Below are 24,238 nucleotides of genomic sequence, written 5' to 3'. Positions count from 1 at the left end.
TTCCGGGACATACACCGTCATCAGTGGGACATGCACCCTTGCAACCGGCACACGCGGCATCCATGTCCCATTAATGGCTGGTCGGCGCCCGCTGTGCCGGCCATTTCTGAGACATGCACCGTCATAAGTGGGACATGCTCCGCGAGCAGAGCCACCACCGCCCCCGGCCCGCGCGTCAGCCCGCGAGCCCCAACTCGTTCCCCGGGATCGACGCGAGCAGCCGCCGCGTGTACGGGTCGCGCGGGTTGGTGAAGACCTCTTCGCTGGATGCCGCCTCGACCAGGCGCCCGTCCTTCATGACGCAGACGTAGTCGCTGATCAGGCGCACCACCGCGAGGTCGTGCGAGATGAAGAGGTAGCTGAGGCCGTACTCGCGCTGCAGGTCGCCGAGCAGGTCGAGGATCTGCGCCTGCACGAGCACGTCGAGCGCCGACACGGGCTCGTCGCACACGATGAGCTCGGGCGAGAGAGCCAGGGCGCGGGCGATCGCGACGCGCTGCCGCTGCCCGCCCGACAGCTCCGAGGGATAGCGACGGAGCATGGATGCCGGCAGGGCAACGTCGTCCATCAGCTGACGCACGCGCTTCGATCGGTCGGCCTTCGAGCCGCGCTTGTAGAAGGAGAGGGGCTCCTCGACGATCCGTTCGATCGTGAACATGGGGTTCAGGCTCGAGTACGGGTCCTGGAAGATCGGCTGGACCTTCTGGCGGAACTGCCGCAGGGCGTCGCCCTTCAACGTCGACACGTCCTGGCCGTCGAAGCGGATCGAGCCGCTTGTCGGCTCGACGACCTTGAGCAGCATCCGGGCCGTGGTGGTCTTGCCCGATCCGGACTCGCCGACGATCGCCACCGTCTGACCGCGCGGGATCGACAGCGAGACGTCGTCGACGGCGCGGAAGTCCTCACCGCGACCGCGCACGGGGTACACCTTGGTGAGGCCCTGGATCTTGACGATGTTGTCGCGCGCGACTTCGACGGGCCGCTCGCTGCGGAAGTCCTCGGGGCGCAGGCGCACCGCCGCGACCGACGGGGCAGCCGCCACGAGGGACTTCGTGTACGCGTGCTGCGGGCTCTCCAGGATCTGCCGCGCCGGGCCCTGCTCGACCACGCGTCCGCGGTGCATCACGACGACCTTCGACGCGCGCTCGGCGGCGAGGCCGAGGTCGTGCGTGATGAGCAGCACGGCGGCGCCGAGCTCGTTCGTCTGCTTGTCGATCTGGTCCAGGATCGTCTGCTGCACGGTCACGTCGAGGGCGCTGGTCGGCTCGTCCGCGATGAGCAGGCGCGGCCGGCACGCGAGGCCGATCGCGATGAGCGCGCGCTGACGCATGCCGCCCGAGAACTCGTGCGGGTACTGCGTCGCGCGCTGTTCGGCATCCGGAAGTCCGGCGGCCTCGAGCGCCTCGACGACCTTGCCCTTCACACTCGAGCGGTCGGCGAGTCCGTGGGCGAGGAGCGTTTCGGCGACCTGCGTGCCGATCTTCGCGACGGGGTTGAGATTCGACATCGGGTCCTGCGGTACGAGACCGATCTGCCTCCCGCGCACCTGGCGCATGCGGGCCTCGCCGAAGGTCGTGAGGTCTTCGCCGTCGAGCAGGATCTGCCCGCGGGCGACGCGGCCACCGGAGGCCAGCAGGCCGATGATCGCCATGGCGGTGGTCGACTTGCCGGAGCCGGACTCGCCGACGATGGCGATGGTCTCACCCGCGTGGATGTCGAGATTCACCCCGTCGACGGCGCGCACGGGGCCGTCCATGGTGGCGAAGTCGACCGCGAGATCGCGGACGGAGAGAAGGGGCAGGGGGGATGCCGGAGCGGGGGGACCGGCGACATCGGAGGTCATCCCTCCATCCTGTCCCGCCCGGGCGCTCCTGCCCAGCCTTTCCGGCCGATCGTCACGCGGACGTAACGCGCCGGCGGACGCACGACTCCTGCACATCCGCATCCTCGCCGGCCGGGAGGGACCAAGGAGCGCGTTCTGCAGGAGATGTGCACCGCCCCCGACCCCGGGCAGGGCTGAGCCGCCGCGGGAGATCCCGCCGCGGGCGTGCCGCCGCCCCCGCGGCGCGGCGCACGACTCCTGCAGATCCGCGCCCGCGGGTGTCGGCGGGTGCCCGTCGCGCCGGATCTGCAGGAGCCGTGCGGCGCGCAGTCCCCGCCCGCCGCGCGCCGCTAGCGTGGCAGCATGCGCGTGGACCTGAACGCCGACCTCGGAGAGACCGTCGACGGGATGCCGACCGCCGACGACGAGGCGATGTTCGCCGTCATCTCCAGCGCCAACGTCGCGTGCGGCGGGCACGCGGGGGATCCCGCCTCGATGCGCGAGGCCGTCGCACGGGCCGCGCGGTTCGATGTCGCCGTCGGCGCCCACCCCTCGTACGACGACCGCGCGAACTTCGGCCGTCTCCGTCGACACCCCGCGGCCGCCGATCTTCGCGAGAGCGTCGCCGCGCAGCTCGACGCCCTCGTGGCCGCCGGTGCGGACCTGCGCTACGTCAAGCCGCACGGAGCGCTCTACCACGCCGTCCGCGACGACGCCGAGCACGCGCGGGCGGTCGTCGAAGCGGTCGCCGACCTGTCGTCGCGCCTCGGACGCGCCCTCCCGGTGCTCGGCCTCCCGGGCGTGGTCGCCGACGTCGCGGCATCCGCGGGTCTGCCCTTCGTCCACGAGGCGTTCCTCGACCGGGGGTACACGATCGCCGGTGGTCTCGTGCCGCGCGGCGAGCCCGGGGCGCTCATCGACGATCCGGCCCAGGTCGCCGAGCGCGCGCTGCGGCTCGTGCGAGACGGAGACGTCGAGACCGTCAGTGGCACGCGCATCGCCGTCGACGCCGCCTCGCTGTGCCTGCACGGCGACACGCCCTCGGCGGTCTCGATGGCCCGAGCCGTCCGCGCGGCCCTCGACGACGCCGGGGTCGAGGTGCACGCGCCGTGGTGACGCTGCTCCCGATGGGGGAGCGCGCCGTCCTCGCCGAGGTCGCCGACCTCGCGGACGTCCTCACGCTGCACGCGGCGCTCGCCGTGGACCCGCCCGCCGGTATCGACGACCTCGTCCCCGCGGCGCGCACCGTGCTCGTCGCGTTCGATCCCGCGCGCATCTCCTCGGATGCGGTCCGCTCCTGGATCCGCGCCGCCGCCCGGCAGACTCCGGATGCCACGACCCCGGGCCCCCTCGTCGAGATGCCGATCCGTTACGACGGCGCCGACCTCGACGAGACCGCCGAGCTCCTCGGCATCCCGGTCGCGGACCTCATCGCCCGCCACTCCACCCCGGAGTGGACCGTCGCCTTCACGGGCTTCGCCCCCGGCTTCGGCTACCTGGTGAGCGAGGACTGGTCGTTCGACGTTCCGCGTCTCGCCCAGCCGCGCACCCGCGTTCCGGCGGGGGCGGTGGGCCTCGCGGGTGCCTTCAGCGGCGCGTATCCCCGTGAGACCCCGGGAGGCTGGCGACTGATCGGGACGACCGACGCGGTCCTCTTCGATCCGGATGCCGCCCGCCCGGTGCTGCTTCCTCCTCGCGCGCGTGTGCGCTTCGTGCCCGAGCGCGCCCGGATCGCCGCGGCTTCCACCCAGGTCCCTGAGCCCGTCGAAGGGACCGGAACCCCGTCGATGGTCGCGGAGGCTTCGACGACCTCAGCCTCCTCGGTCGCCCCCTCGCGTCCCCGCGCCGCCCTCCGCGTCCTCGCCGCCGGCGGGTTCACCACCGTGCAGGATCTCGGGCGCGCCGGTCGCGCCGCCCTCGGCGTCGCGCGATCGGGGGCTCTCGACCGCTCCGCGCTCCGCATCGCCAACCGCCTCGTCGGAAACGTCGAGGATGCCGCGGGCCTCGAGATCGCTCTCGGGGGCTTTCGCGCCCGGGCCGAGGTCGATACCTGGGTGTGCGTGACCGGTGCGCTGACCGAGCTGCACGTCGGCGGACGAGCCCGCGACCTCTACGTCCCGGTCCGGGTCCCCGCCGGCGCCGACCTCTCGATCGCACCTCCCCGTGCCGGGCTGCGCTCCTACCTCGCTCTGCGCGGGGGAGTCGTGGCGCCCGCCGCGCTGGGCTCGCGGTCCCGCGACGTGCTCGCGGGTCTCGGTCCCGCGCCGGTGCGCGCCGGCGATGTCCTGGACGCCGGGGTCCCGGCATCCGGGATCCCCGTTCTCGACGTCTTCCCCTGGTCCGTTCCGTCGGCCCTCATCGAGGTCGAGGTCGCGGCCGGCCCTCGCGCGGACTGGTTCGCCCCCGAGGCGCTGTCGATGCTCATCGACACGGAGTGGGAGGTGTCGACGCACGCCGATCGCGTCGGCGTCCGTCTCGACGGGCCGGGGCTGCCCCGGCTCCGCTCCGACGAGCTGCCGAGCGAGGGCATGCGTCCCGGGGCGATCCAGGTCCCTCCGCACGGGCGGCCGGTCGTGCTGCTGGCCGACGGCCCCGTGACCGGTGGATACCCCGTGATCGCCGTGGTGACGGATGCCACTCTCGACGCGTGGGGGCAGGCCCGGGCCGGTGATCGCGTGCGGTTCCGGCGCGTCTGACGCCCTGCGCAGAGGGAATGCTCGACGGGCGCACGCGGTTATACCGCAGGTCCGCAAACGCGTCAAGAATTGGACTGGACACGGCGAGTCCTCCCGCGTATGCTTGGACTTTGCGCTCCTCGATTCCCCCTGCCCTCATATGGTGGTCGGCTGAGCCTGTCCGTCCCCGCTTCACCGCGGTGTGTGACGAGCAGGTTATCGGGGCAGGAACGCACTCCACCTGACGACAAGGAATCACGAGCCCCTCGCCCGGGCTTCTGGAGGTTATTCCCTTGGCTGCTGCGAGCAACGCATCCACCACCACCCCGAAGAGCGGACGCGGCGCATCTCGCCTCTCGTTCGCGAAGATCTCCGACAAGCTGACCGTTCCCGATCTGCTCGCGCTGCAGACCGAGTCGTTCGATTGGCTCGTCGGTAACGACGCATGGAAGGCCCGCGTCGCCGAGGCGCAGGCCGAAGGCCGCACCGACGTGCCTGAGATCAGCGGTCTGGAGGAGATCTTCGAAGAGATCTCGCCGATCGAGGACCTCAGCGAGACGATGCAGCTCTCGTTCACCAACCCCTACCTCGAGCCCGAGAAGTACTCGATCGAAGAGTGCAAGGAGCGCGGCAAGACCTACGCCGCCCCGCTGTACGTCGAGGCCGAGTTCATGAACCACCAGACCGGTGAGATCAAGACGCAGACGGTCTTCATGGGCGACTTCCCGCTCCAGACCGACAAGGGCACGTTCATCATCAACGGCACCGAGCGTGTCGTCGTGTCGCAGCTCGTGCGCTCGCCCGGTGTCTACTTCGACAAGACCCCCGACAAGACGTCCGACAAGGACATCGTGTCGGCGCGCGTCATCCCGTCGCGTGGTGCCTGGCTCGAGTTCGAGATCGACAAGCGCGACCAGGTCGGTGTCCGCATCGACCGCAAGCGCAAGCAGTCGGTCACCGTCTTCCTCAAGGCCCTCGGCCTGACCAGCGAAGACATCCTCGCCGAGTTCGCCGGCTTCGACTCCATCGAAGAGACGCTGTCCAAGGACACGATCCTCACGAAGGAAGACGCCCTCCGCGACATCTACCGCAAGCTCCGTCCGGGCGAGCAGGTCGCCGCCGAGGCCGCCCGCGCGCTGCTGGACAACTTCTACTTCAACGCCAAGCGCTACGACCTGGCCAAGGTGGGTCGCTACAAGATCAACCAGAAGCTCGGCCTCGACAAGCCGCTCAGCGACTCGGTGCTGACCGTCGACGACATCGTCGCCACGATCAAGTACCTCGTCCGCCTGCACCGCGGCGACGTCTCGTTCGACGGCGTCCGTGGCGGCAAGCCCGCCGAGATCCGTCTCGACACCGACGACATCGACAACTTCGGCAACCGCCGTATCCGCGCCGTCGGCGAGCTCATCCAGAACCAGGTCCGCACGGGTCTGTCCCGCATGGAGCGCGTCGTCCGCGAGCGCATGACCACGCAGGACATCGAGGCGATCACGCCGCAGACCCTGATCAATGTGCGCCCCGTCGTCGCCGCGATCAAGGAGTTCTTCGGAACCTCGCAGCTGTCGCAGTTCATGGACCAGAACAACCCGCTCGCGGGTCTGACCCACAAGCGTCGCCTGTCGGCGCTGGGCCCCGGCGGTCTGTCGCGCGAGCGTGCCGGCGTCGAGGTCCGTGACGTCCACCCCTCGCACTACGGCCGCATGTGCCCGATCGAGACGCCGGAAGGCCCGAACATCGGTCTGATCGGTTCGCTCGCCTCGTTCGCGCGCATCAACGCGTTCGGTTTCATCGAGACCCCGTACCGCCGCGTCGTCGACGGCCGCGTGACCGACACGATCGACTACCTCACGGCCAGCGAAGAGAGCGACCACATCGTCGCTCAGGCCGGTGTCGCCCTCAAGGCCGACGGCCACTTCGTCGAGGACCGCATCCTGGCCCGCCGTGGTCAGGGTGGCGAGGTCGACCTCTTCCCGGTGGAGGAGATCGGCTACATGGACGTCTCGCCGCGCCAGATGGTGTCGGTGGCGACCTCGCTCATCCCGTTCCTCGAGCACGACGACGCGAACCGCGCCCTCATGGGTGCCAACATGCAGCGCCAGGCCGTGCCGCTCGTGCGCAGCGAGTCGCCCGTGGTCGGTACCGGTATGGAGGGCTTCGCCGCCATCGACGCGGGTGACGTCGTCACCGCCGAGAAGTCGGGTGTCGTCCTGGAGGTCTCGGCCGACGTCGTGACCGTCCAGCTCGACGAGGGCGGCACGCAGGACTACTTCCTGCGCAAGTTCGACCGCTCCAACCAGGGCACGTCGTACAACCAGCGCGTCGTCGTCTCCGCCGGTGAGCGCATCGAGGCCGGCGAGGTCATCGCCGACGGTCCCGCCACCGAGAACGGCGAGCTCGCCCTCGGCAAGAACCTCCTCGTGGCGTTCATGACGTGGGAAGGCCACAACTTCGAAGACGCGATCATCCTCAGCCAGGACCTGGTGAAGGACGACACGCTCTCCTCGATCCACATCGAGGAGTACGAGGTCGACGCCCGCGACACGAAGCTCGGCAAGGAAGAGATCACGCGTGATCTCCCCAACGTCAGCCCCGACCTGCTGAAGGACCTCGACGAGCGCGGCATCGTCCGCATCGGCGCCGAGGTCCGCCCCGGCGACATCCTCGTCGGCAAGGTCACGCCCAAGGGCGAGACCGAGCTCAGCGCCGAAGAGCGTCTGCTCCGCGCGATCTTCAACGAGAAGAGTCGCGAAGTCCGTGACACCTCGCTGAAGGTGCCCCACGGTGAGCAGGGCACGATCATCGCCGTCAAGGAGTTCAACGCCGAAGACGGAGACGACGAGCTCGGCTCGGGCGTCAACCGCCGCGTCGTGGTCTACATCGCCCAGAAGCGCAAGATCACCGAGGGCGACAAGCTCGCCGGCCGCCACGGCAACAAGGGTGTCATCGCCAAGATCCTCCCGATCGAGGACATGCCCTTCCTCGCCGACGGCACCCCGGTGGACGTCGTCCTCAACCCGCTCGGTATCCCCGGTCGAATGAACTTCGGTCAGGTCCTCGAGCTCCACCTCGGCTGGATCGCCCAGCAGGGCTGGAAGGTCGAGGGCACCCCGGAGTGGGCCGCACACCTGCCCGAGGTGGCTCGCGAAGCCGCCCCCGGCACCAAGGTCGCGACCCCGGTGTTCGACGGTGCGTTCGAGGACGAGATCGCGGGTCTGCTCGACTCCACGATCCCGAACCGCGACGGTGACCGCCTGATCGACTCGAGCGGGAAGACCATCCTGTTCGACGGTCGTTACGGCGAGCCCTTCCCGGCGCCCATCTCGGTCGGCTACATGTACATCCTGAAGCTGCACCACCTCGTCGACGACAAGATCCACGCGCGTTCGACGGGCCCGTACTCGATGATCACCCAGCAGCCGCTCGGTGGTAAGGCGCAGTTCGGTGGCCAGCGCTTCGGTGAGATGGAAGTGTGGGCGCTCGAGGCCTACGGCGCGGCGTACGCGCTGCAGGAGCTCCTGACGATCAAGTCCGACGACATCCTCGGCCGCGTGAAGGTCTACGAGGCGATCGTCAAGGGCGAGAACATCCAGGAGCCCGGCATCCCCGAGTCGTTCAAGGTCCTCATGAAGGAGATGCAGTCGCTCTGCCTGAACGTCGAGGTCCTCTCGGCCGACGGCACCGCTGTCAACCTCCGTGACACGGATGACGACGCCTTCCGCGCCGCGGAAGAGCTCGGCATCAACATCTCCAGCCGCTTCGAGTCCTCGTCGATCGACGAGATCTGAGCTCCCAGCTCAGCGACCCAGCTCAGATTTCAGAGAATTCCGACACAGGAGAACCAGTGCTCGAATCAACCACTTTCGATCAGATCCGTATCGGTCTGGCCACCGCCGACGACATCCGTCGTTGGTCCTTCGGTGAGGTCAAGAAGCCCGAGACGATCAACTACCGCACGCTGAAGCCCGAGAAGGACGGCCTCTTCGGCGAGCAGATCTTCGGACCCTCCCGCGACTGGGAGTGCGCCTGCGGAAAGTACAAGCGCGTGCGCTTCAAGGGCATCGTCTGCGAGCGCTGCGGCGTCGAGGTCACCAAGTCCTCGGTCCGCCGTGAGCGCATGGGCCACATCGAGCTCGCCGCGCCCGTCACGCACATCTGGTACTTCAAGGGCGTGCCCTCGCGCCTGGGCTACCTGCTCGACATGGCGCCGAAGGACCTCGAGAAGGTCATCTACTTCGCCGCCTACATGGTGATCTCGGTTGACGAGGATGCTCGTCACCGCGACCTGGCCACGCAGGAGAACAACATCCGTCTCGAGCTGAAGACGCTCGGCGACCGCCGCGATGCCCGCATCGCCGCGCGCCTGGCCAAGCTCGAGGAGGAGCTCGCCGCCCTGGAGGCGGAGGGCGCCAAGGCGGACCAGAAGAAGAAGGTCAAGGACGCCGCCGAGAAGGACATGACGGCCGCCCGCAAGAACGCGGACGAGCAGATCGCGAAGCTCGAGCGCGTGTGGGAGGACTTCCGCACGCTCGAGGTCGGCGCCCTCAAGCCCGAGGACGACGTCTTCCACGAGCTCCAGGACCGCTTCGGCCAGTACTTCGAGGCCCACATGGGTGCCGAGTCGATCAAGCGTCGCCTCGAGACCTTCGACCTGCAGGCCGAGGCCGACAGCCTCCACCTGCAGATCTCCGAGGGCAAGGGTCAGCGCAAGATCCGCGCGATCAAGCGCCTCAAGGTCGTCAACTCGTTCCTGCAGACCGGCATGTCGCCGGCCTCGATGGTGCTCGACGTCGTTCCGGTGATCCCGCCGGAGCTGCGCCCGATGGTCCAGCTCGACGGTGGCCGCTTCGCGACCTCCGACCTGAACGACCTCTACCGTCGCGTGATCAACCGCAACAACCGCCTCCGTCGCCTGATCGACCTCGGTGCCCCCGAGATCATCGTCAACAACGAGAAGCGCATGCTGCAGGAGGCCGTCGACGCACTGTTCGACAACGGTCGCCGTGGTCGCCCCGTCACCGGTACCGGCAACCGCGCCCTGAAGTCCCTGAGCGACATGCTCAAGGGTAAGCAGGGTCGTTTCCGCCAGAACCTGCTCGGAAAGCGCGTCGACTACTCGGGTCGTTCGGTCATCATCGTCGGACCCCAGCTGAAGCTGCACCAGTGCGGTCTGCCCAAGCAGATGGCCCTCGAGCTCTTCAAGCCGTTCGTCATCAAGCGCCTGATCGACCTCGGTCACTCGCAGAACATCAAGGCCGCCAAGCGCGCCGTCGAGCGCTACCGTCCCGAGGTCTGGGACGTGCTCGAAGAGATCATCCGCGAGCGCCCCGTGCTGCTGAACCGTGCACCCACCCTGCACCGTCTCGGCATCCAGGCGTTCGAGCCCCAGCTCGTCGAGGGCAAGGCGATCCAGCTGCACCCGCTCGTCTGCGCGGCGTTCAACGCCGACTTCGACGGTGACCAGATGGCCGTCCACCTGCCCCTGTCGGTCGAGGCTCAGGCCGAGGCCCGCGTGCTGATGCTCGCCTCGAACAACATCCTGAAGCCGTCGGACGGCCGCCCGGTCACCCTGCCCTCGCAGGACATGATCATCGGTCTGCACCACCTCACCACCCTCAAGGAGGGTGCGGCGGGCGAGGGTCGTGCGTTCGGTTCCGTGGGCGAGGCGATCCTGGCCAAGGACGAGGGCACCCTCGACCTGCAGGCCAAGGCGCGCATCCGCATCCCCGGCCTGACGTTCCTCGAGGGCCAGGCGCCCGAGGGCTACGACAAGCACGGCCTCGTCGACGCCTCGCTCGGTCAGGCGATCTTCAACGCGACGCTCCCCAAGGGCTACCCGTTCGTCCGCGAGCAGGCCGACAAGGGCAAGCTCTCGCAGATCGTCAACAAGCTGGCGGAGGAGTACCCCAAGGTCGAGGTCGCGGCATCGCTCGACCGGATCAAGGACGCCGGCTTCTACTGGGCCACCCGTTCGGGTGTCACGGTGGCGCTGAGCGACATCCTCACCCCGCCGAACAAGGCGGAGATCGTGGGCGGCTACGAGAAGCAGGCCGCGAAGGTCCAGGCGCAGTACGAGAAGGGTCTCACCACCGACGCCGAGCGTCGTCAGGAGCTCATCAAGATCTGGACCGAGGCCACCGACGAGGTCCAGAAGGCGATGCGGGACAACTTCCCCGCCGACAACACCATCAACCGCATGGTCTCGTCGGGCGCCCGTGGTAACTGGCTGCAGATCCGCAACATCGCGGGTATGCGAGGCCTGGTGAACAACCCCAAGGGTGAGATCATCCCGCGTCCGATCATCTCCTCGTACCGCGAGGGTCTGTCGGTCGCCGAGTACTTCATCGCGACCCACGGTGCCCGTAAGGGTCTGGCCGACACGGCCCTCCGTACGGCCGACTCGGGTTACCTGACGCGTCGTCTGGTGGACGTCTCGCAGGACGTCATCATCCGCGAAGAGGACTGCGGCACGTCGAAGGGCCTCGAGCTCCCGATCGCCGCAGCCGACTCGAGCGGCGCGCTGGTCAAGGACGCGAACGTCGAGAACTCGGTGTTCGCCCGCACGCTGGCGACCGCTGTCGTCGACGCGCAGGGCACCGTTCTCGCCGAGGCCGGCGACGACGTGGGCGACGTGCTCATCGACAAGCTGGTCGAGGGGGGCATCGAGTCGATCAAGGTCCGCTCCGTGCTTACCTGCGACTCGGCCGTCGGTGTCTGCGCGAAGTGCTACGGCCGTTCGCTCGCCACCGGAAAGATCGTCGACATCGGCGAGGCCGTCGGCATCATCGCGGCCCAGTCGATCGGTGAGCCCGGTACCCAGCTGACGATGCGTACCTTCCACACCGGTGGGTCCGCGTCGGCCGATGACATCACGCAGGGTCTGCCCCGCGTGCAGGAGCTCTTCGAGGCCCGTACCCCCAAGGGTGCGTCGCCGATCGCCGAGGCGGATGGTCGCATCACGATCGACGAGACCGACAAGGCCAAGAAGGTCATCCTCACGCCCGACAACGGCGACGAGCCCGTGGTCTACCCCGTCCTGAAGCGCGCGACGCTCCTGGTCGAGGACGGCCAGCACGTCACGGTCGGCGAGCCGCTGCAGGTCGGAACGCTCGACCCCAAGGAGGTCATGCGCGTGCAGGGTGCCCGCGAGGTGCAGAAGTACCTCGTGAACGGCGTCCAGGGCGTGTACCGCTCGCAGGGTGTGCCGATCCACGACAAGCACATCGAGGTCATCGTGCGCCAGATGCTGCGCAAGGTCACCGTCGTCGACCACGGCGACACCGACCTGCTCCCGGGTGAGCTCGTCGACTTCAAGCGGTACCAGAACATCAACCGCGAGACGGTCGGCGAGGGCAAGCGTCCCGCGTCCGGTCGTCCCGAGCTGATGGGTATCACGAAGGCGTCGCTCGCGACGGAGTCGTGGCTGTCCGCCGCGTCGTTCCAGGAGACCACCCGCGTCCTGACGCAGGCGGCCATGGAGGGCAAGAGCGACCCGCTCGTCGGCCTCAAGGAGAACGTCATCATCGGAAAGCTCATCCCCGCGGGGACGGGCCTGTCGAAGTACCGCAACGTCACCGTCGAGGCGACGGAAGAGGCAAAGAGCGAGCGATACCCCAACCGCATCTTCGCCTCCGACGGTGCGTACTCCGACGCCGACCTGAGCTACGTCGATTTCGACAGCTTCACGACGGACGACTTCACGCCCGGTAGCTACAACTAAGGGACTCGTCCCGAACGAAGGCCCTCGGCTCACGCCGGGGGCCTTCGTCGTGTCCGCGGCGTTTCGGCGACGCGACGTCTCGCGTCCGCGGCGTGTCGGATGACGGGACCGTCGGGGGAGTGCGCATACCGTGGACGGGGAGGAACGGATGGCTCGAGTCGGTGGTCGGAACGCGTGGATCGCGTGGCCGGCGGGCATCATCTGCACCGTCGTGGTCGCCGTTCTGATCGTGCTGGCGCTCCCCGGTGTCCCGGGTGCCGTGACGTTCGTCGGCGACACGCTCCGCGCCGCGAGATCTGCTCCCACGGCGACACCGGAGCCCTCTCGGACGCCGGCGGCGACCTGCGGCGAGCTGTACACGCCGGAGCTGTGGTCGTCCCTGGTGTGGTCGCGCGACAACCTCCTCACGCAGCGCCGGACGCCCGCCGCATCGACGCCCGAAGCCGTCGCGGCATCCGGTGCGACGGTCGTCGTCACCTGCCACTGGCGCGGTCGTGCGGGTCGGTCCCTCGAGACGACGGTGTCCACCGTCACGCCGGAGGGGGCATCGGCGGTCCAGGCGACGTTGTCGTCGCAGGGCTTCGGATGCCAGGTCTCCGGCGACACGGCTCACTGCGAGCGCGCGTCGGGCGGCGTCGTCGAAGTGCACGATCTGCGCGGGGACCGCTGGGTGTCCTCGACCCTCACGAACTGGATGCCGGACGACTACGCCGCGGTCGTGGCATCCTGTGCGTTCGGCGAGGAGCCGGTCAGCGGAAGATCGACGCGATGATGCTGGCCGTGTAGCCGGTCGGTGCGAGGTTCGAGTACTGCGTGTCGATGAGCACGTCGTCGCGGTAGAACAGCGTGCGGCCGTCGTTGACCGGGTACTTGTCGTTGATCCAGGTCTTCTCGCACCGCGTGCCGTCGTCGGGGGTGTAGCAGCTGAACCCCTGCGTCGCGACGAGCTCGTTGAGCATGTCGAGGGCAGGCCCGCGGTCGACGCGGGTGATGCGCGTCGACAGTTGGGTCGTGTCGGCACCCGGATCGCGCCAGACGCAGATCAGCGAGCCGTCGGACTGCGGGCCCGAGGGGCCGACCGACGGGTCGTTCAGGGGGATGGATGCCAACTGCGCCTGCACGTCGGCCGACAACATCGCGCGGCAGTCGGCGGGGATCGCCACCGGGGCGACCGTCGGGGTGATCGTGGGGATCGGGGTCGCGGTCGGCGCCGCAGTGGACTCCGCCGGGGGCGACGTGGGCGCTGCGGAACCGTCGCCATCCGGAGCGCACGCGCTCAGCGCGAGCACCGCCGCGACCGCGAACAACGCGGCACCGGCCGGACGAAACACGCGACGGGGCATGCAGTCACCCTAGATGCCCCCACCGACACGGTCGAGACCGACACACGACGGCACGCCTGCGCGGCACGGGGAGGTGCGCGGGTTAGCCTGACGCCGCAGATACTTGCGCGCGTGAGGAGACCCCGATGAGCGACCCCCAGTCGTACGGCAACCCCGTCGACGAGCCCAAAGACGAGGCGCACGACGTGGTCGGGCAGGCCCACGAGGGACTCGCCGACGCGGAGGCCGCCCAGCGCGACGCCGTCGACCCCGCCGAGGCCGCCGCCGCGTGGGACGAGCGCGAGCACGAGAACCACGTGACGACCTCGTCGACGCCCGCCGAGGCGACCGTGCATGACGCGTCGCCCGTCGCCCCGACGGTCGCCCACGACCCCGACGACGAGGACGCCCGCTGGGCCGCCTACGCCGCCTCCGCGGAGCCCGAGACGACGACCGCGCCGGCCACGGACGCGCTTACGCAGCGATACGACGCCGCGGGCGACACCTCCACGGCCGGAGCCGCCGCAGCCGGCGGCGCCGTCGCCGCCGGTGCCGCGGCCGGGGGAGCGTCCTCGACCCCGGTGGCATCCACCACCGCGTATGACACGCGCGCGTCCGACGCCGCCCCGGCTGCATCGCCGAACGCGTACGCGAACCAGCCCATCTTCGTGCAGGCCCCCGAAGCGCCCCGCCCGCGCGGGAACCGCGGTGCGGCGGGCGCGATCGGCCTGCTCGCGGCGCTCTGCTTCGCCGTCCTCTACCTCGCCGCCACCCTCGGCCTCCGCCTGCTGACGGGCGACCTCCAGGTGGCGGGTCTGGCCAACGCCGCTCTCTCCGTGCTGGCCACCTGGGGCCTGTGGGTGCCGACGATCGCCTTCTACCTGGGCTTCTGGTTCCTCGGCGCCCTCATCAACCGGGGTCGCTGGGGACACTGGGTGGTCTGGGGCCTGGTCGTGGGCGTCATCGCCTGGGGCGGGCACCTCCTGGGCGCGCTCTTCGCCGCGCCGTTCTGGATGCTGACCGCGCGCCAGGGCGTCGACCTCCTCGGCGAGAACGTGCTGGCCCCGCTCGCGATCGTCGCCTTCGTCCTCGGCCGCGAACTGACGATCTGGTTCGGCGCCTGGGTGGCGCGCCGCGGTCGCCGGGTGACCGAGCTCAACGACGAGGCGCAGCGCGAGTACGAGCGCACCCTCGAAGCCGGCCCGCAGGTCGCCGTCGTCTGAGCGGGATGCCATGACCGATGCGTCGCGACCGGCGGGGGTGACCCCGCCGGTCGCCGTCGTTTTCGCTGCCGTGACCTTCGTGGCTCTCGCGATCGGAGGACTCGGGGTCGCGAGTCTGGTCTTCGACAGCGACGTGATCCCGGTGACGGGTCTCGGCCCCATCCCCGGGGTCCTGGGCCTCGTGGTCGCCACGGCGTCGTTCGCCGGCATCCTGTTCTGGGGACTTCGAGCGGATCCACCGGGGTACCTCACCGCGGTTCCGTGCGCTCTCGGGGTGTACGTCGGCGAGCTCGCCGGAATCGTCATCGGGGGTGTGTTCAGCGGTTCGGATCCGGCCCGGGCGATCGCCGCGGCCGGAGAAGTGGCGCTCGGGTGGCCGGGTGCGGTGCTCGCCGGCGCGGGACTGCTGTCCGGGGTGTTCGGGGTGTTCCTCGTACGGGTGCGGACCGAGCGACCGCGGTGGACCTGGGAGGACGAGGAAGAGGACGGTCCCCGATCGTGACGCACGGATGTGACGCGCGGGCGTGACGCGCGGATGTGACGCGGATCCCCGCTGCCCGGGCGTGTCGGGCTAGCGTAGGGGTGTGGAGCGGTCGCTCGAGACCCAGGTCGGCCAGGCGGTGGACGCCTGGCTGAGGTGGTTGCCCCGGTGGGAGCCGGCGAACCATCGTGGCCGAGTCGCGCCCTGCCGACGGTGCTTCGGCTCGCCCGTCCTCTCGGCCGCGGGCCTCGGTGCCGACGTGCCCCACGGCGTCCAGCACGGTCTGTCGACGCGGGTGAAGGCGATCGTGGACCACGCCGTCGCCGAGTACACCGCGCGCAACCTCCCCATGCTGCAAGCCGAACTCGACCAGCAGGCCGAGCGGAACCGCCGCCGTTCCTACCGCCCCTCCGAGGGCCTCGAGCCCGAGTTCGAGGGGCTGCCGCTCGACCCCGAGCCCGAGCCGGGCGCTCCGTTCCTGTTCACCCTGACGGGCCTGGCCGCCGAAGAGGACGCCGTGATCCCGGCGCTTCCCCCGTTGTCGGATGCCGCGAAGGCGGCGCTGCGGCAGGAGGTCGGTCTCGCCGACGACTACGCGAACATGATCGGGCGCGAGGTCTGCACGATCCTCCTGCATCACCGGCTGCGGATCCAGGCGGCCATCGCGGAGTACGTCGAGCCGCAGGTCGCGGCGATGCTGGACGAGCTGACCCGCTCTCTCGACGCGCCGTTCGACCCCCGTGACCCCGGCACGGCGTCCTCGTGAGGTTATGCACACCCCCGAGGATCGAGAGGTGCCTTTGTTAGCATTGCCGGGTTGTCCGCCCGGTTAGGCGCGGGCGTGTCGTTCGGGAGGGGGCACCATGGCGCAGCGCCTGCCCTCGTCGCCTCCGATCCTGCCCGGACTCGCGTACATCCGGCCTCTCGGGTCGGGCGGCTTCGCCGACGTCTTCCTGTACGGCCAGGACATGCCGCGGCGCGAGGTCGCGGTCAAGGTCCTGCCGAGCGACGTGCGTGACCCCGACCTGTTACGGATGTTCAACGCCGAGGCCGACGTGCTCGCGCACCTGTCGGCGCACCCCTCGATCGTCACGGTCTATCAGGCCGGCATCTCGGCGGACGGGCGACCGTACATCGTCATGGAATACTGCCCCGGCTCGCTCTCGCAGCGTTATCGGGTGGAGCGGATGCCTCTCGCTGAGGTTCTGGCGATCGGTGTCCGCATGGCGGGCGCGCTCGAGTCGGCGCATCACGCGGGACTCGTGCACCGCGACGTGAAGCCCAGCAACATCCTGGTCACGACGTTCGGCGCCCCGGTGCTCGCCGACTTCGGCATCTCGTCGTCGCTCGTGCGCCACGACGCCGACGAGATGCTCGCGATGTCCGTTCCCTGGAGCGCTCCCGAGGTCATCGCCGAGCAGACGGCCGGCACCGTCTCGAGCGAGGTGTGGAGCCTCGGGGCGACGGTCTATTCGCTGCTCGCCGGGCACAGCCCCTTCGAGCGCCGGGAGCGCGGACAGAACTCTCGTGAGCAGCTGCGGCGCCGCATCGCGCGCGCCTCCTATACCGAGATCGCCCGCACCGACGTGCCGCCCTCGCTGCAGGCGGTGCTCGCGCGCGCGATGTCGCGCAACCCGCAGGACCGGCACCCCAGCGCGCGCGCCTTGGGCGAAGACCTGCAGCGCGTCCAGAGCGAGCTGGGGCTCCCGGCGACGACGCTCGAGGTGCCCACGGCCGACTGGTCGCCGTCGGCGCAGGTCGTGGACTTCTCCGACACCGCCCTGCGCGGACCGACGCGCTCGAGGATCGAGCGCGAGGGGGGCCGCAAACTCCGCGACCGCTCCGGGGTGACCGGCCTCGCGCGCGACGAGGACACCGACATCTCGGCGCCCGGCCCGGCGGCGCATCGCGTCCTGCCGTGGGCCCTCGCGGGCGCGACGCTCGTGGCGGCCGGTGCGGTGGCCGTCGCCGCGCTGTACGCCACGGGAGTGCTGTGATGAAGCGGCGGACGATCGCCGGGCTCGCGGCGACCCTCGCCGCGGCGGCACTCGTCATCACCGCCAGCGTCGTCTGGCCCGGGCTCGACGCGCAGGAGACGCCCGAGGTCGACACCTCGGTCTGGGCGCTGCAGACCGGCGAAGGTCAGCGCTACGCGCGCGTGAACACCTCCGTCGGTGAGCTCGACACGGTGCGCTCCGCGGGCAACCCGAGCGAGGTCGCGCAGAGCGCGGACGGGGCCTACCTCTTCACCGACAGCTACAGCAAGCTGTCGCGCATCGACGAAGCACAGCCGGTCAACCTCCAGGAAGATCAGCTCGCGTCGGCTCCCGACACCCCGCCCGGCACCACGTCGGTCGTCACCGCGGGCGACTTCGTCGTGTACCGCACCGACACCGGCACGCTCTTCGCGGGGCGGTTGAGCGAGGCCGGACAGGCGGCATCCGAACTCGATCCGTTCGACACGGCGGGCGGCGACACGCCTTCCTACACCGCGGATGCCATCGCCCTCGACGACCGTGGAATGCTCTTCGCCTACTCGTCGGTCGACGGCTCGGTGATCCGCTACGACATCGCGGCCGATGAGCTGCGCGGCCGCGACCCGTTGACCGCCGACGTCGCGTCACCGGTGATCTCGGCCGCGGGCGATGCCTGGGTCCTGGTCGACGCCGAGGCCGGGCGGGTGTGGGTGCGCGGGACCGATCCGGTCGACATCGCCGTGGCCGACCAGTTGGTCGTCGGTGCGCCCGATTCCGGGAGCGCGGTCGTCTACGCCGCAGACGAGCAGTCCCTCTGGGCGATCCCCACCGACGGCTCCGGACCGCAGCGCGAGGTGGGCGCCGGCCAGACGGTGCTCGGCCAGCCCGCCAAACCCCTGTCCCGCGGAGGCGTCGCGTACGCCGCGTGGCTGCTCCCGGGCGAAGCGGGCGGCACGCTGTGGCGCTCCGACGGGGGAGAGACCTCGCTCGACTACGCGGGCGGAACGCTTCCCGACCAACGACGCCCCGTCTTCGTCGCGACCGATCACGCCGTGATCCTCAACGAGACGCGCAGCGGGTGGGTGTGGACGGTCCCCGACGGGGCGCTCGTGGCGTCGAGTCAGAACTGGAGCCTCGACGACCGGACCGAGCAGGCCGCCGTCCAGAGCGACGAGCAGCTCAGCGTCGTGCTCGACCCGAAGCCGCCGATCGCGGAACCCGACGCGTTCGGAGTCAGAGCGGGCCGGCTGGTCACGCTTCCGGTGCTCCTGAACGACCACGACCCGAACGAGGACGTGCTGAGCATCGTCGGCGAGAGCGTCACCGGTCTCGACCCCGGGTTCGGTCAACTGAGCCTCACCGACGACAACCAGCGACTCACCGTGCGCGTCCGCCCGGAGGCGACGGGCACGGCGACCTTCTCCTACGCGGTGACCGACGGCACGACGCCCGACGGGCTGACCTCGGCTCCGACGACCGTCACCCTCACCGTGTCGCCCGAGACCGCCAACGCCGCTCCCGTCTGGTGCGGGGTCGAGAAGTGCCTGCAGCCGTGGCCCACGCCGGAGGTCGCGCGCGGAGGAACGATCACGGTTCCTGTCCTCCCGGGCTGGGTCGACCCCGACGGCGACCCTCTGCTCCTGCTGTCGGTCGACAACCCCGGCGGCGTCGGCAGCGTCACCTCGACGCCCGCCGGAGAGGTGGTCTACCAGCACGCCGACGACGGGTCGGGCGGCGAGCAGACCGTACAGCTCGATGTCACCGTGGCCGATACGGCGGGGGCGGTGGCGACGAAACCGCTGCTCATCCGCGTCGCGCCCGACCCGAAGCTCGCCGTGCAGTCGTTCGCCGTGGTCGACACGGTCGGATCGGGCCTCACCGTCGATGTCGGGCCGCACGTGACCGGGACGGCGGGGGCCATCTCGCTCAGCTCCGTGCGCGTCCTCGACGACGCGGCGGCGACGGCCGGTGTCGTCGGCGGCAGCACGACCTTCGACTTCAGCGCGTCCCAGCCCGGGGTGTACCGGGTCGATTTCACCGTCTCGGACGGGGGACGGGATGCCACGGGCACCGCCCGCATCACGCTCCTGGCCGCCGATGCGCCGGCGCAATTGGCGACAGCTCCCGTCGTGGCTTTCGTGCGCCCCCAGGAGGACGCGACACTCGACGTGTTCTCCGCCGTGTCGAACCCCACGGGACGCGTGCTCCTGCTGAGCGACGTCGTCGCCGCGGCGCAGGACGGAGCCTCGCTCAGCGTCGACACCGTCGGTCAGAACGACCTCCGCGTCTCGGGGAGCACCGCCGGCGGGGAGGCGGGCCTCCTGGGGACCGTGACCTACAGCGTGAGCGACGGAACCGACGACGAGGGCGCGCGGGTCGCCGGCGAGGCGACGGTCTATCTCCTTCCCCCGGCCCCCGAGATCGCGCCGATCGCCGTCGACGACACGGTCACCGTCCGCGCCGGGGCGCAGGTCGACATCCCCGTGCTCGACAACGACGTGTCCCCCGCCGGCGGACGGCCCACGCTGGATCCCGCGAGCGTGAGCGCCCAGCCGGCGAGCGATGCGCTGGCCTTCGCCTCGGGCGGGGTGCTGCGCTACCTCGCACCCGCCGCGCCGGGCTCGTACGAGGTGACGTACCGCGTGTACACCACGGGGGCGCCCTCGCTCTGGGACGAGGCGACGGTCCACATCACGGTGCTCGGCAATGACGCCAACCGGGCACCGGTGCCGGACACCCTGCAGGGACGGGTGTTGAGCGGGGGGACGACCACGATCCCCTTCAGCAGCTTCGGGGTCGACCCCGACGGCGACGCGGTGACGCTCGACCGGATCGTCTCACAGCCCGATCGGGGCACCGCGGCGATCTCTCCCGACGGGCTCTCGATCGTCTACTCGTCGGTGCCGGGAGACCGCGGCCAGGTGGCGTTCCGTTACCGCGTGGCCGACACGGCGGGAGCGACGGGCGAGGGCACCGTGCGCATCGGCGTCCTCGATGCCGAGGCCAACCCGAGCCCGATCACCTTCACCGACTACGTGCAGGTGCAGGCGGGGGCCGACAGCCGGCTCCGCGTGAGCCCGCTCGCGAACGACATCGACCCGACCCAGGGCCGGCTGACGCTCACCGGGGTCCGTCCGGATCTTCCTCAGACCCTCGCCGACGGCGAGGACAACCCCGAGTACGCGCGACTGGCGGAGCGGGTCGAGTCGGTCACCGACACCGGGGTGGTCATCCGCGCCGGGGACGCTCCCGCGACGATGTCGTTCCTCTACGACGTGGCATCCGACTCGGGGAACACCGGAAGGGGGCTCATCGTCGTCAAGGTCGTGCGCGAGAGCGTGCCCGACTACCCGGTGGTGGCCGACACGGCGCTGACGGTCGAGGACCGGGACGACTTCACCACGGGCGTCGATGTGCTCGAAGGGCGCGCGACCTGGTCGGGCGGCGACGTGAGCGACCTGAGGGTCGCGCTCTGGGGCAATCCCACGGATGTCCGTCTCGACGGACGACGCCTCTCGGGCGACCTGCCTTCCACCCGGCGCATCATCCCCTTCGCTGTCACCGGCACGGTCGACGGTGCCGAGGTGACCACTTACGCCTTCCTGCGCGTCCCGGGCGACGATGACGTGACCCTCGCCCTCCGCCCCAACGCGGCGCAGCGCGTCGATGAACTCTCGTCGGTCGAGTTCGACATGGCATCCCTCGTCGCGGTTCCCCGCCGCGCGACCCTCGAGGTCGGCACGGAGGCCACCACGAGCGGCGCCCGTGCCGAGGCGCGCTGCACGATCTCGGGAACCCGGGTGACCTACGACGCGGGCACCGGATCGCCGTGGAGCGACGTGTGCACCGTCCCCGTGCGTATCGCGGGGACGCAGGAATGGACGCTCCTGTCGGTTCCGATCGGTGTGGTGGCGCGTAACCCGCAACCCGAGCTCCGACCCGGATCGCTGACCGTCGGCCCGGGCGAGACCGCGACGTTCGACCTGCGCAACATGACCTCGTGGCAGCTGGGCCGCGAGGATTGGAACAGCATCCGCTACGCGCTCGACTACTCCGGCTCGGCGTTCTCGTCCGTCACCCTCGACGGATCGACCGTCACCGTCACCGGCGCGGATCGCGCGGTCCCCGGGACCGAGAACGCGGCGATCATCACGGTGACGAGCCACAACGCCGTCGCGCCCGCGCGCCTCGTGCTGCGGGTGGGAGCGGCCCCGTCGACCCTCCCGCAGGGGGGAACGACGGGGCGCCAATGCTCGCAGGCAGACGGGTCGTCGTGCCCGATCGAGGTGGTCGGCGCCGACGGAGAGGTCAATCCGCTCCCGCGCACGCCCCTCGAGGTCGTGAGCGTGCGCCCGACGGGAACGTGCACCGGCGTGAGCTTCGCGGTCGCCTCCGCCTCGAGCATCACCGCCTCGTGGACGAGCGACGCTCCCGGCGCCACCTGCGCGGCGAGCGTGACGCTGCGCGATGCCCAGGGTCGCTCCACCGCAGGTCCCCGCGACGCGCGCGTGGTTCTCGACCTCCAGGGGTACCCGCGAGCGCCCGCGAGTGTGCGTCAGTCCGCGTACGCCGACGGCTCCGTCACCCTCCGCGTCGATGCGGGCGAGGCGCGGCGCGCCTACCCGGGCCTCTCCGGCTTCGTGGTGCGCTACCGCGGCGACGTCGTCGCCCAGTGCGCGGCCGACGGAGGCTGCCCGACGATCGCGGCGCCGAACGGCGATCAGCGCGAGTACGTGGTGACGGCCGTGAACAATGTGGGCGAATCGCGCGGGTCCGTGCGCACGACGGCGTGGGCCTACGACCCGCCCCCGCGCCCCGACAGCGTGGACTGGACGCCCACCGTGACCGACGACGGCTCCGGGAACGTCGTGGACATCACGGTCAAGGGAGTGGATGCCGCCGAGACCGGCTCCCTCGAGATCCGCAGCAGCACGGGCGAGACGCAGACCGTCTCCGTGGGACGCAACCAGCAGGACGTGCCGATCAAGGGTTTCCGGGTCGGAAGCAACTCCTCGACCGAGGTCCGCGTGACCCCGCGGTCGCGCTTCGACGTCCCCCCGGGGTTGGGCGGCACGGTCGAGGGCGGTGTCCTGACCTTCCGCGCCCACGGCGTCGGCAGGCCGACCGGTCTCGACCTGACCCTCACCTCGCGTGCCGCGTCCGACGGCTCGACGACGATCGTGGCGCAGGCGACGGCCAGCCCGAACGGCACCGATTCCGACCTCCGCTACGGGATCGTGGAGGGGACGAACTGCCGCACGGGAGACGGCGGGCCGCGCCGGGAGTTCCCCGGCAAGAGGGACGGCGAGGAGTACACCTTCACGGCCTGCGTCGATTCGGTGTACCAGGGCAAGACCTACGGTTCCGCCGACCCGCTGACGAAGCCGCACCGCGTCGATCAGGATCGGGCGGCTCCGCGCGGGTACACCTTCCGCGTCGACGCGAAGCCGACCGTCGAAGTCAGGGACGAACGCACGGAAGCGCGCTGGTACATCGACAAGGACATCGAGCCCGGGAATGCCCCGCCGAACAACAACGACGTCAAGTACACGAACCTCCCCAGTGGAGTGTTCGGCAGTGACCCGGGTATCGGCGTGTACTTCCAGCACAGGTTCTGGGGCACCACCTCTGAGACGGGTCGAGTAACACCCGCCCAGGGGAGCGCGCCGTACCAGGTCGTGGCCGCCGCACGGGTTCGTGCGTGTGTCGCGGGCGAAAGCCTCGACCTCTCGTGGAGCTCGAGCAACGACGAGGCGGTCATGAAGCCGAACACGTCGAAGGCGGTGTACTACGACGCGAAGGGGGTCAAGATCGACCGTCCCGAGGGCAGCGATCGCGTTCCCGTCGGTGCCGTGCGCGTCGAGAACATCTCGGTCGTCGTCGACTGGTCCGGGCAAGGCTGGGGACTGGACGGAGCAACACTCGACGTCTCCGGCACCTGCTCGCCCGCAACCCCCACGAAGCCCTGACACAGCCCCCCCGACTCCCCGGCATCCATCCCCCGCCGGCATCCCCACCAGAAAGAGACCACCCACATGACGATCACCCAGGAGCAGGCCACCTGGTTCGCGCAGACGTTCTCGCAGATCGCCGACAACGTCGAGCGCGCCGTGCTCGGCAAGCGGCACGTCGTCGAGCTGGTGCTCACCGCGATGCTCAGCGACGGGCACGTCCTGCTCGAAGACGTTCCGGGCACGGGCAAGACCTCGCTGGCCCGCGCCGTCGCTCAGTCGGTCCAGGGGACGAACACCCGCATCCAGTTCACCCCCGACCTGCTTCCGGGCGACATCACGGGCATCACCGTCTACGACCAGAAGACCGGTCGCTTCGAGTTCCACGCCGGGCCGATCTTCGCCAACATCGTCCTGGCCGACGAGATCAACCGCGCGAGCCCGAAGACCCAGTCCGCGCTGCTCGAGGTCATGGAAGAGGGTCGCGTCACCATCGACGGCGTCTCGCGAGAGGTGGGCGTCCCCTTCCTCGTCCTGGCGACGCAGAACCCCGTGGAGCAGGCCGGCACGTACCGTCTCCCCGAGGCCCAGCTCGACCGCTTCCTCCTGCGGACCTCGCTCGGCTACCCCGACCACGCGGCGACGGTGCGCATCCTCGGCGGCGCCGCCATCGCGACCGGGGACCTGCGCGCCATCATCACGCCGCAGGCGCTCGTCGGAATGGCCGACCTCACCGCCACCGTCTACGTCGACGCGCTCGTCCTCGACTACATCGCCCGACTGGTGGATGCCACCCGCTCCGCCGACGAAGTCCGCCTCGGCGTCAGCATCCGCGGCGCCCTCGCGCTCACCCGGGCCACGCGTACCCGCGCCGCCGCGCAGGGGCGGACCTACGCCACCCCCGACGACGTCAAGGCGCTCGCCGTGGCGGTGCTGTCGCACCGGCTCATCCTCCACCCCGAGGCCGAGTTCGACGGCGTCACCGCCGAGGCGGTCATCGGCCAGGTGCTCCTCGACGTCGCCCCGCCGACGCAGCGCGAGAGCGAACGCGCGCGATGACGCCCCTCC

13 protein-coding genes are annotated in these 24,238 nt (G+C 70.3%); 11 read left to right on the top strand and 2 right to left on the bottom strand.

All coding sequences use genetic code 11. The features are described from left to right. Nucleotides 1-175: 175 nt before the first annotated feature. Nucleotides 176-1,843 carry an ABC transporter ATP-binding protein gene (locus tag MTES_RS04770; RefSeq protein ID WP_013584069.1) on the bottom strand — a complete coding sequence of 556 codons (1,668 nt, stop codon included), beginning with the start codon at nucleotides 1,841-1,843 and terminating at the stop codon, nucleotides 176-178. A 342-nt stretch (nucleotides 1,844-2,185) separates the two neighbouring features. Here MTES_RS04770 and MTES_RS04765 point away from each other — a divergent pair, with 342 nt between their 5' ends. The 5 genes from MTES_RS04765 to MTES_RS04745 all read left to right on the top strand — a co-directional run bounded on the left by MTES_RS04765 (nucleotide 2,186) and on the right by MTES_RS04745 (nucleotide 12,989). After that, entirely contained in the window at nucleotides 2,186-2,938 is a 753-nt protein-coding gene (locus MTES_RS04765; RefSeq protein ID WP_013584068.1) for a LamB/YcsF family protein, read from the top strand. After that, the gene (locus tag MTES_RS04760; RefSeq protein ID WP_013584067.1) at nucleotides 2,932-4,518 is read left to right on the top strand and encodes an urea amidolyase family protein; all 1,587 of its coding nucleotides are present in this window, start codon (nucleotides 2,932-2,934) and stop codon (nucleotides 4,516-4,518) included. The genes MTES_RS04765 and MTES_RS04760 overlap by 7 nt, the downstream gene beginning before the upstream one ends. A gap of 272 nt (nucleotides 4,519-4,790) precedes the next feature. Beyond that, on the top strand, nucleotides 4,791-8,285 hold the full coding sequence (gene rpoB / locus MTES_RS04755; protein ID WP_013584066.1) for a DNA-directed RNA polymerase subunit beta: 3,495 nt from the start codon (nucleotides 4,791-4,793) through the stop codon (nucleotides 8,283-8,285). Between the two features lie 56 nt (nucleotides 8,286-8,341). Further along, nucleotides 8,342-12,217, top strand: a complete 3,876-nt coding sequence (gene rpoC, locus MTES_RS04750; protein ID WP_013584065.1) for a DNA-directed RNA polymerase subunit beta' — start codon at nucleotides 8,342-8,344, stop codon at nucleotides 12,215-12,217. A 148-nt stretch (nucleotides 12,218-12,365) separates the two neighbouring features. After that, nucleotides 12,366-12,989: a hypothetical protein gene (locus MTES_RS04745; RefSeq protein ID WP_013584064.1), complete on the top strand. Its 624-nt coding sequence runs from the start codon at nucleotides 12,366-12,368 to the stop codon at nucleotides 12,987-12,989. Here the strand turns inward: MTES_RS04745 and MTES_RS04740 are convergent. Next, the gene (locus MTES_RS04740) at nucleotides 12,967-13,560 is read right to left on the bottom strand and encodes a hypothetical protein (RefSeq protein ID WP_050901751.1); all 594 of its coding nucleotides are present in this window, start codon (nucleotides 13,558-13,560) and stop codon (nucleotides 12,967-12,969) included. The two genes, MTES_RS04745 and MTES_RS04740, sit on opposite strands and share 23 nt — an antisense overlap. A 125-nt stretch (nucleotides 13,561-13,685) precedes the next feature. On the opposite strand from MTES_RS04740, the gene MTES_RS04735 reads away from it, so the two are divergent. The 6 genes from MTES_RS04735 to MTES_RS04710 all read left to right on the top strand — a co-directional run bounded on the left by MTES_RS04735 (nucleotide 13,686) and on the right by MTES_RS04710 (nucleotide 24,229). Next, a complete protein-coding gene (locus MTES_RS04735) occupies nucleotides 13,686-14,762 on the top strand; it encodes a hypothetical protein (protein WP_013584061.1) in 1,077 nt (358 codons plus the stop codon). Nucleotides 14,763-14,772: 10 nt separating this feature from the next. Beyond that, nucleotides 14,773-15,264, top strand: coding sequence for a hypothetical protein (locus MTES_RS04730; protein WP_013584060.1), 492 nt, complete (start codon nucleotides 14,773-14,775; stop codon nucleotides 15,262-15,264). A gap of 82 nt (nucleotides 15,265-15,346) precedes the next feature. After that, nucleotides 15,347-16,009, top strand: coding sequence for a spermidine/putrescine ABC transporter substrate-binding protein (locus tag MTES_RS04725; RefSeq protein WP_013584059.1), 663 nt, complete (start codon nucleotides 15,347-15,349; stop codon nucleotides 16,007-16,009). 97 nt (nucleotides 16,010-16,106) lie between these two features. Next, nucleotides 16,107-17,240, top strand: coding sequence for a serine/threonine-protein kinase (locus MTES_RS04720; RefSeq protein WP_013584058.1), 1,134 nt, complete (start codon nucleotides 16,107-16,109; stop codon nucleotides 17,238-17,240). Next, the gene (locus MTES_RS04715; RefSeq protein WP_013584057.1) at nucleotides 17,240-23,188 is read left to right on the top strand and encodes an Ig-like domain-containing protein; all 5,949 of its coding nucleotides are present in this window, start codon (nucleotides 17,240-17,242) and stop codon (nucleotides 23,186-23,188) included. Before MTES_RS04720 ends, MTES_RS04715 begins: the two co-directional genes overlap by 1 nt. Before the next feature lie 66 nt (nucleotides 23,189-23,254). Then, entirely contained in the window at nucleotides 23,255-24,229 is a 975-nt protein-coding gene (locus tag MTES_RS04710) for an AAA family ATPase (protein ID WP_013584056.1), read from the top strand. The last annotated feature ends 9 nt before the right edge of the window (nucleotides 24,230-24,238 follow it).

Origin of the sequence: Microbacterium testaceum StLB037, assembly GCF_000202635.1 — a bacterium.
Classification (GTDB): domain Bacteria; phylum Actinomycetota; class Actinomycetes; order Actinomycetales; family Microbacteriaceae; genus Microbacterium; species Microbacterium testaceum_F.
Note: the sequence above shows the minus strand (reverse complement) of the source record. Positions and strands in the feature narration are given on the sequence as shown.

Coding starts and splice junctions, on each gene's coding strand:
- MTES_RS04735 (WP_013584061.1), top strand. CDS start 13,686: ATGAGCGACCCCCAGTCGTACGGCAACCCCGTCGACGAGCCCAAAGAC.
- MTES_RS04770 (WP_013584069.1), bottom strand. CDS start 1,843: ATGACCTCCGATGTCGCCGGTCCCCCCGCTCCGGCATCCCCCCTGCCC.
- MTES_RS04745 (WP_013584064.1), top strand. CDS start 12,366: ATGGCTCGAGTCGGTGGTCGGAACGCGTGGATCGCGTGGCCGGCGGGC.
- MTES_RS04765 (WP_013584068.1), top strand. CDS start 2,186: ATGCGCGTGGACCTGAACGCCGACCTCGGAGAGACCGTCGACGGGATG.
- MTES_RS04710 (WP_013584056.1), top strand. CDS start 23,255: ATGACGATCACCCAGGAGCAGGCCACCTGGTTCGCGCAGACGTTCTCG.
- MTES_RS04720 (WP_013584058.1), top strand. CDS start 16,107: ATGGCGCAGCGCCTGCCCTCGTCGCCTCCGATCCTGCCCGGACTCGCG.
- MTES_RS04730 (WP_013584060.1), top strand. CDS start 14,773: ATGACCGATGCGTCGCGACCGGCGGGGGTGACCCCGCCGGTCGCCGTC.
- MTES_RS04715 (WP_013584057.1), top strand. CDS start 17,240: ATGAAGCGGCGGACGATCGCCGGGCTCGCGGCGACCCTCGCCGCGGCG.
- MTES_RS04740 (WP_050901751.1), bottom strand. CDS start 13,560: ATGCCCCGTCGCGTGTTTCGTCCGGCCGGTGCCGCGTTGTTCGCGGTC.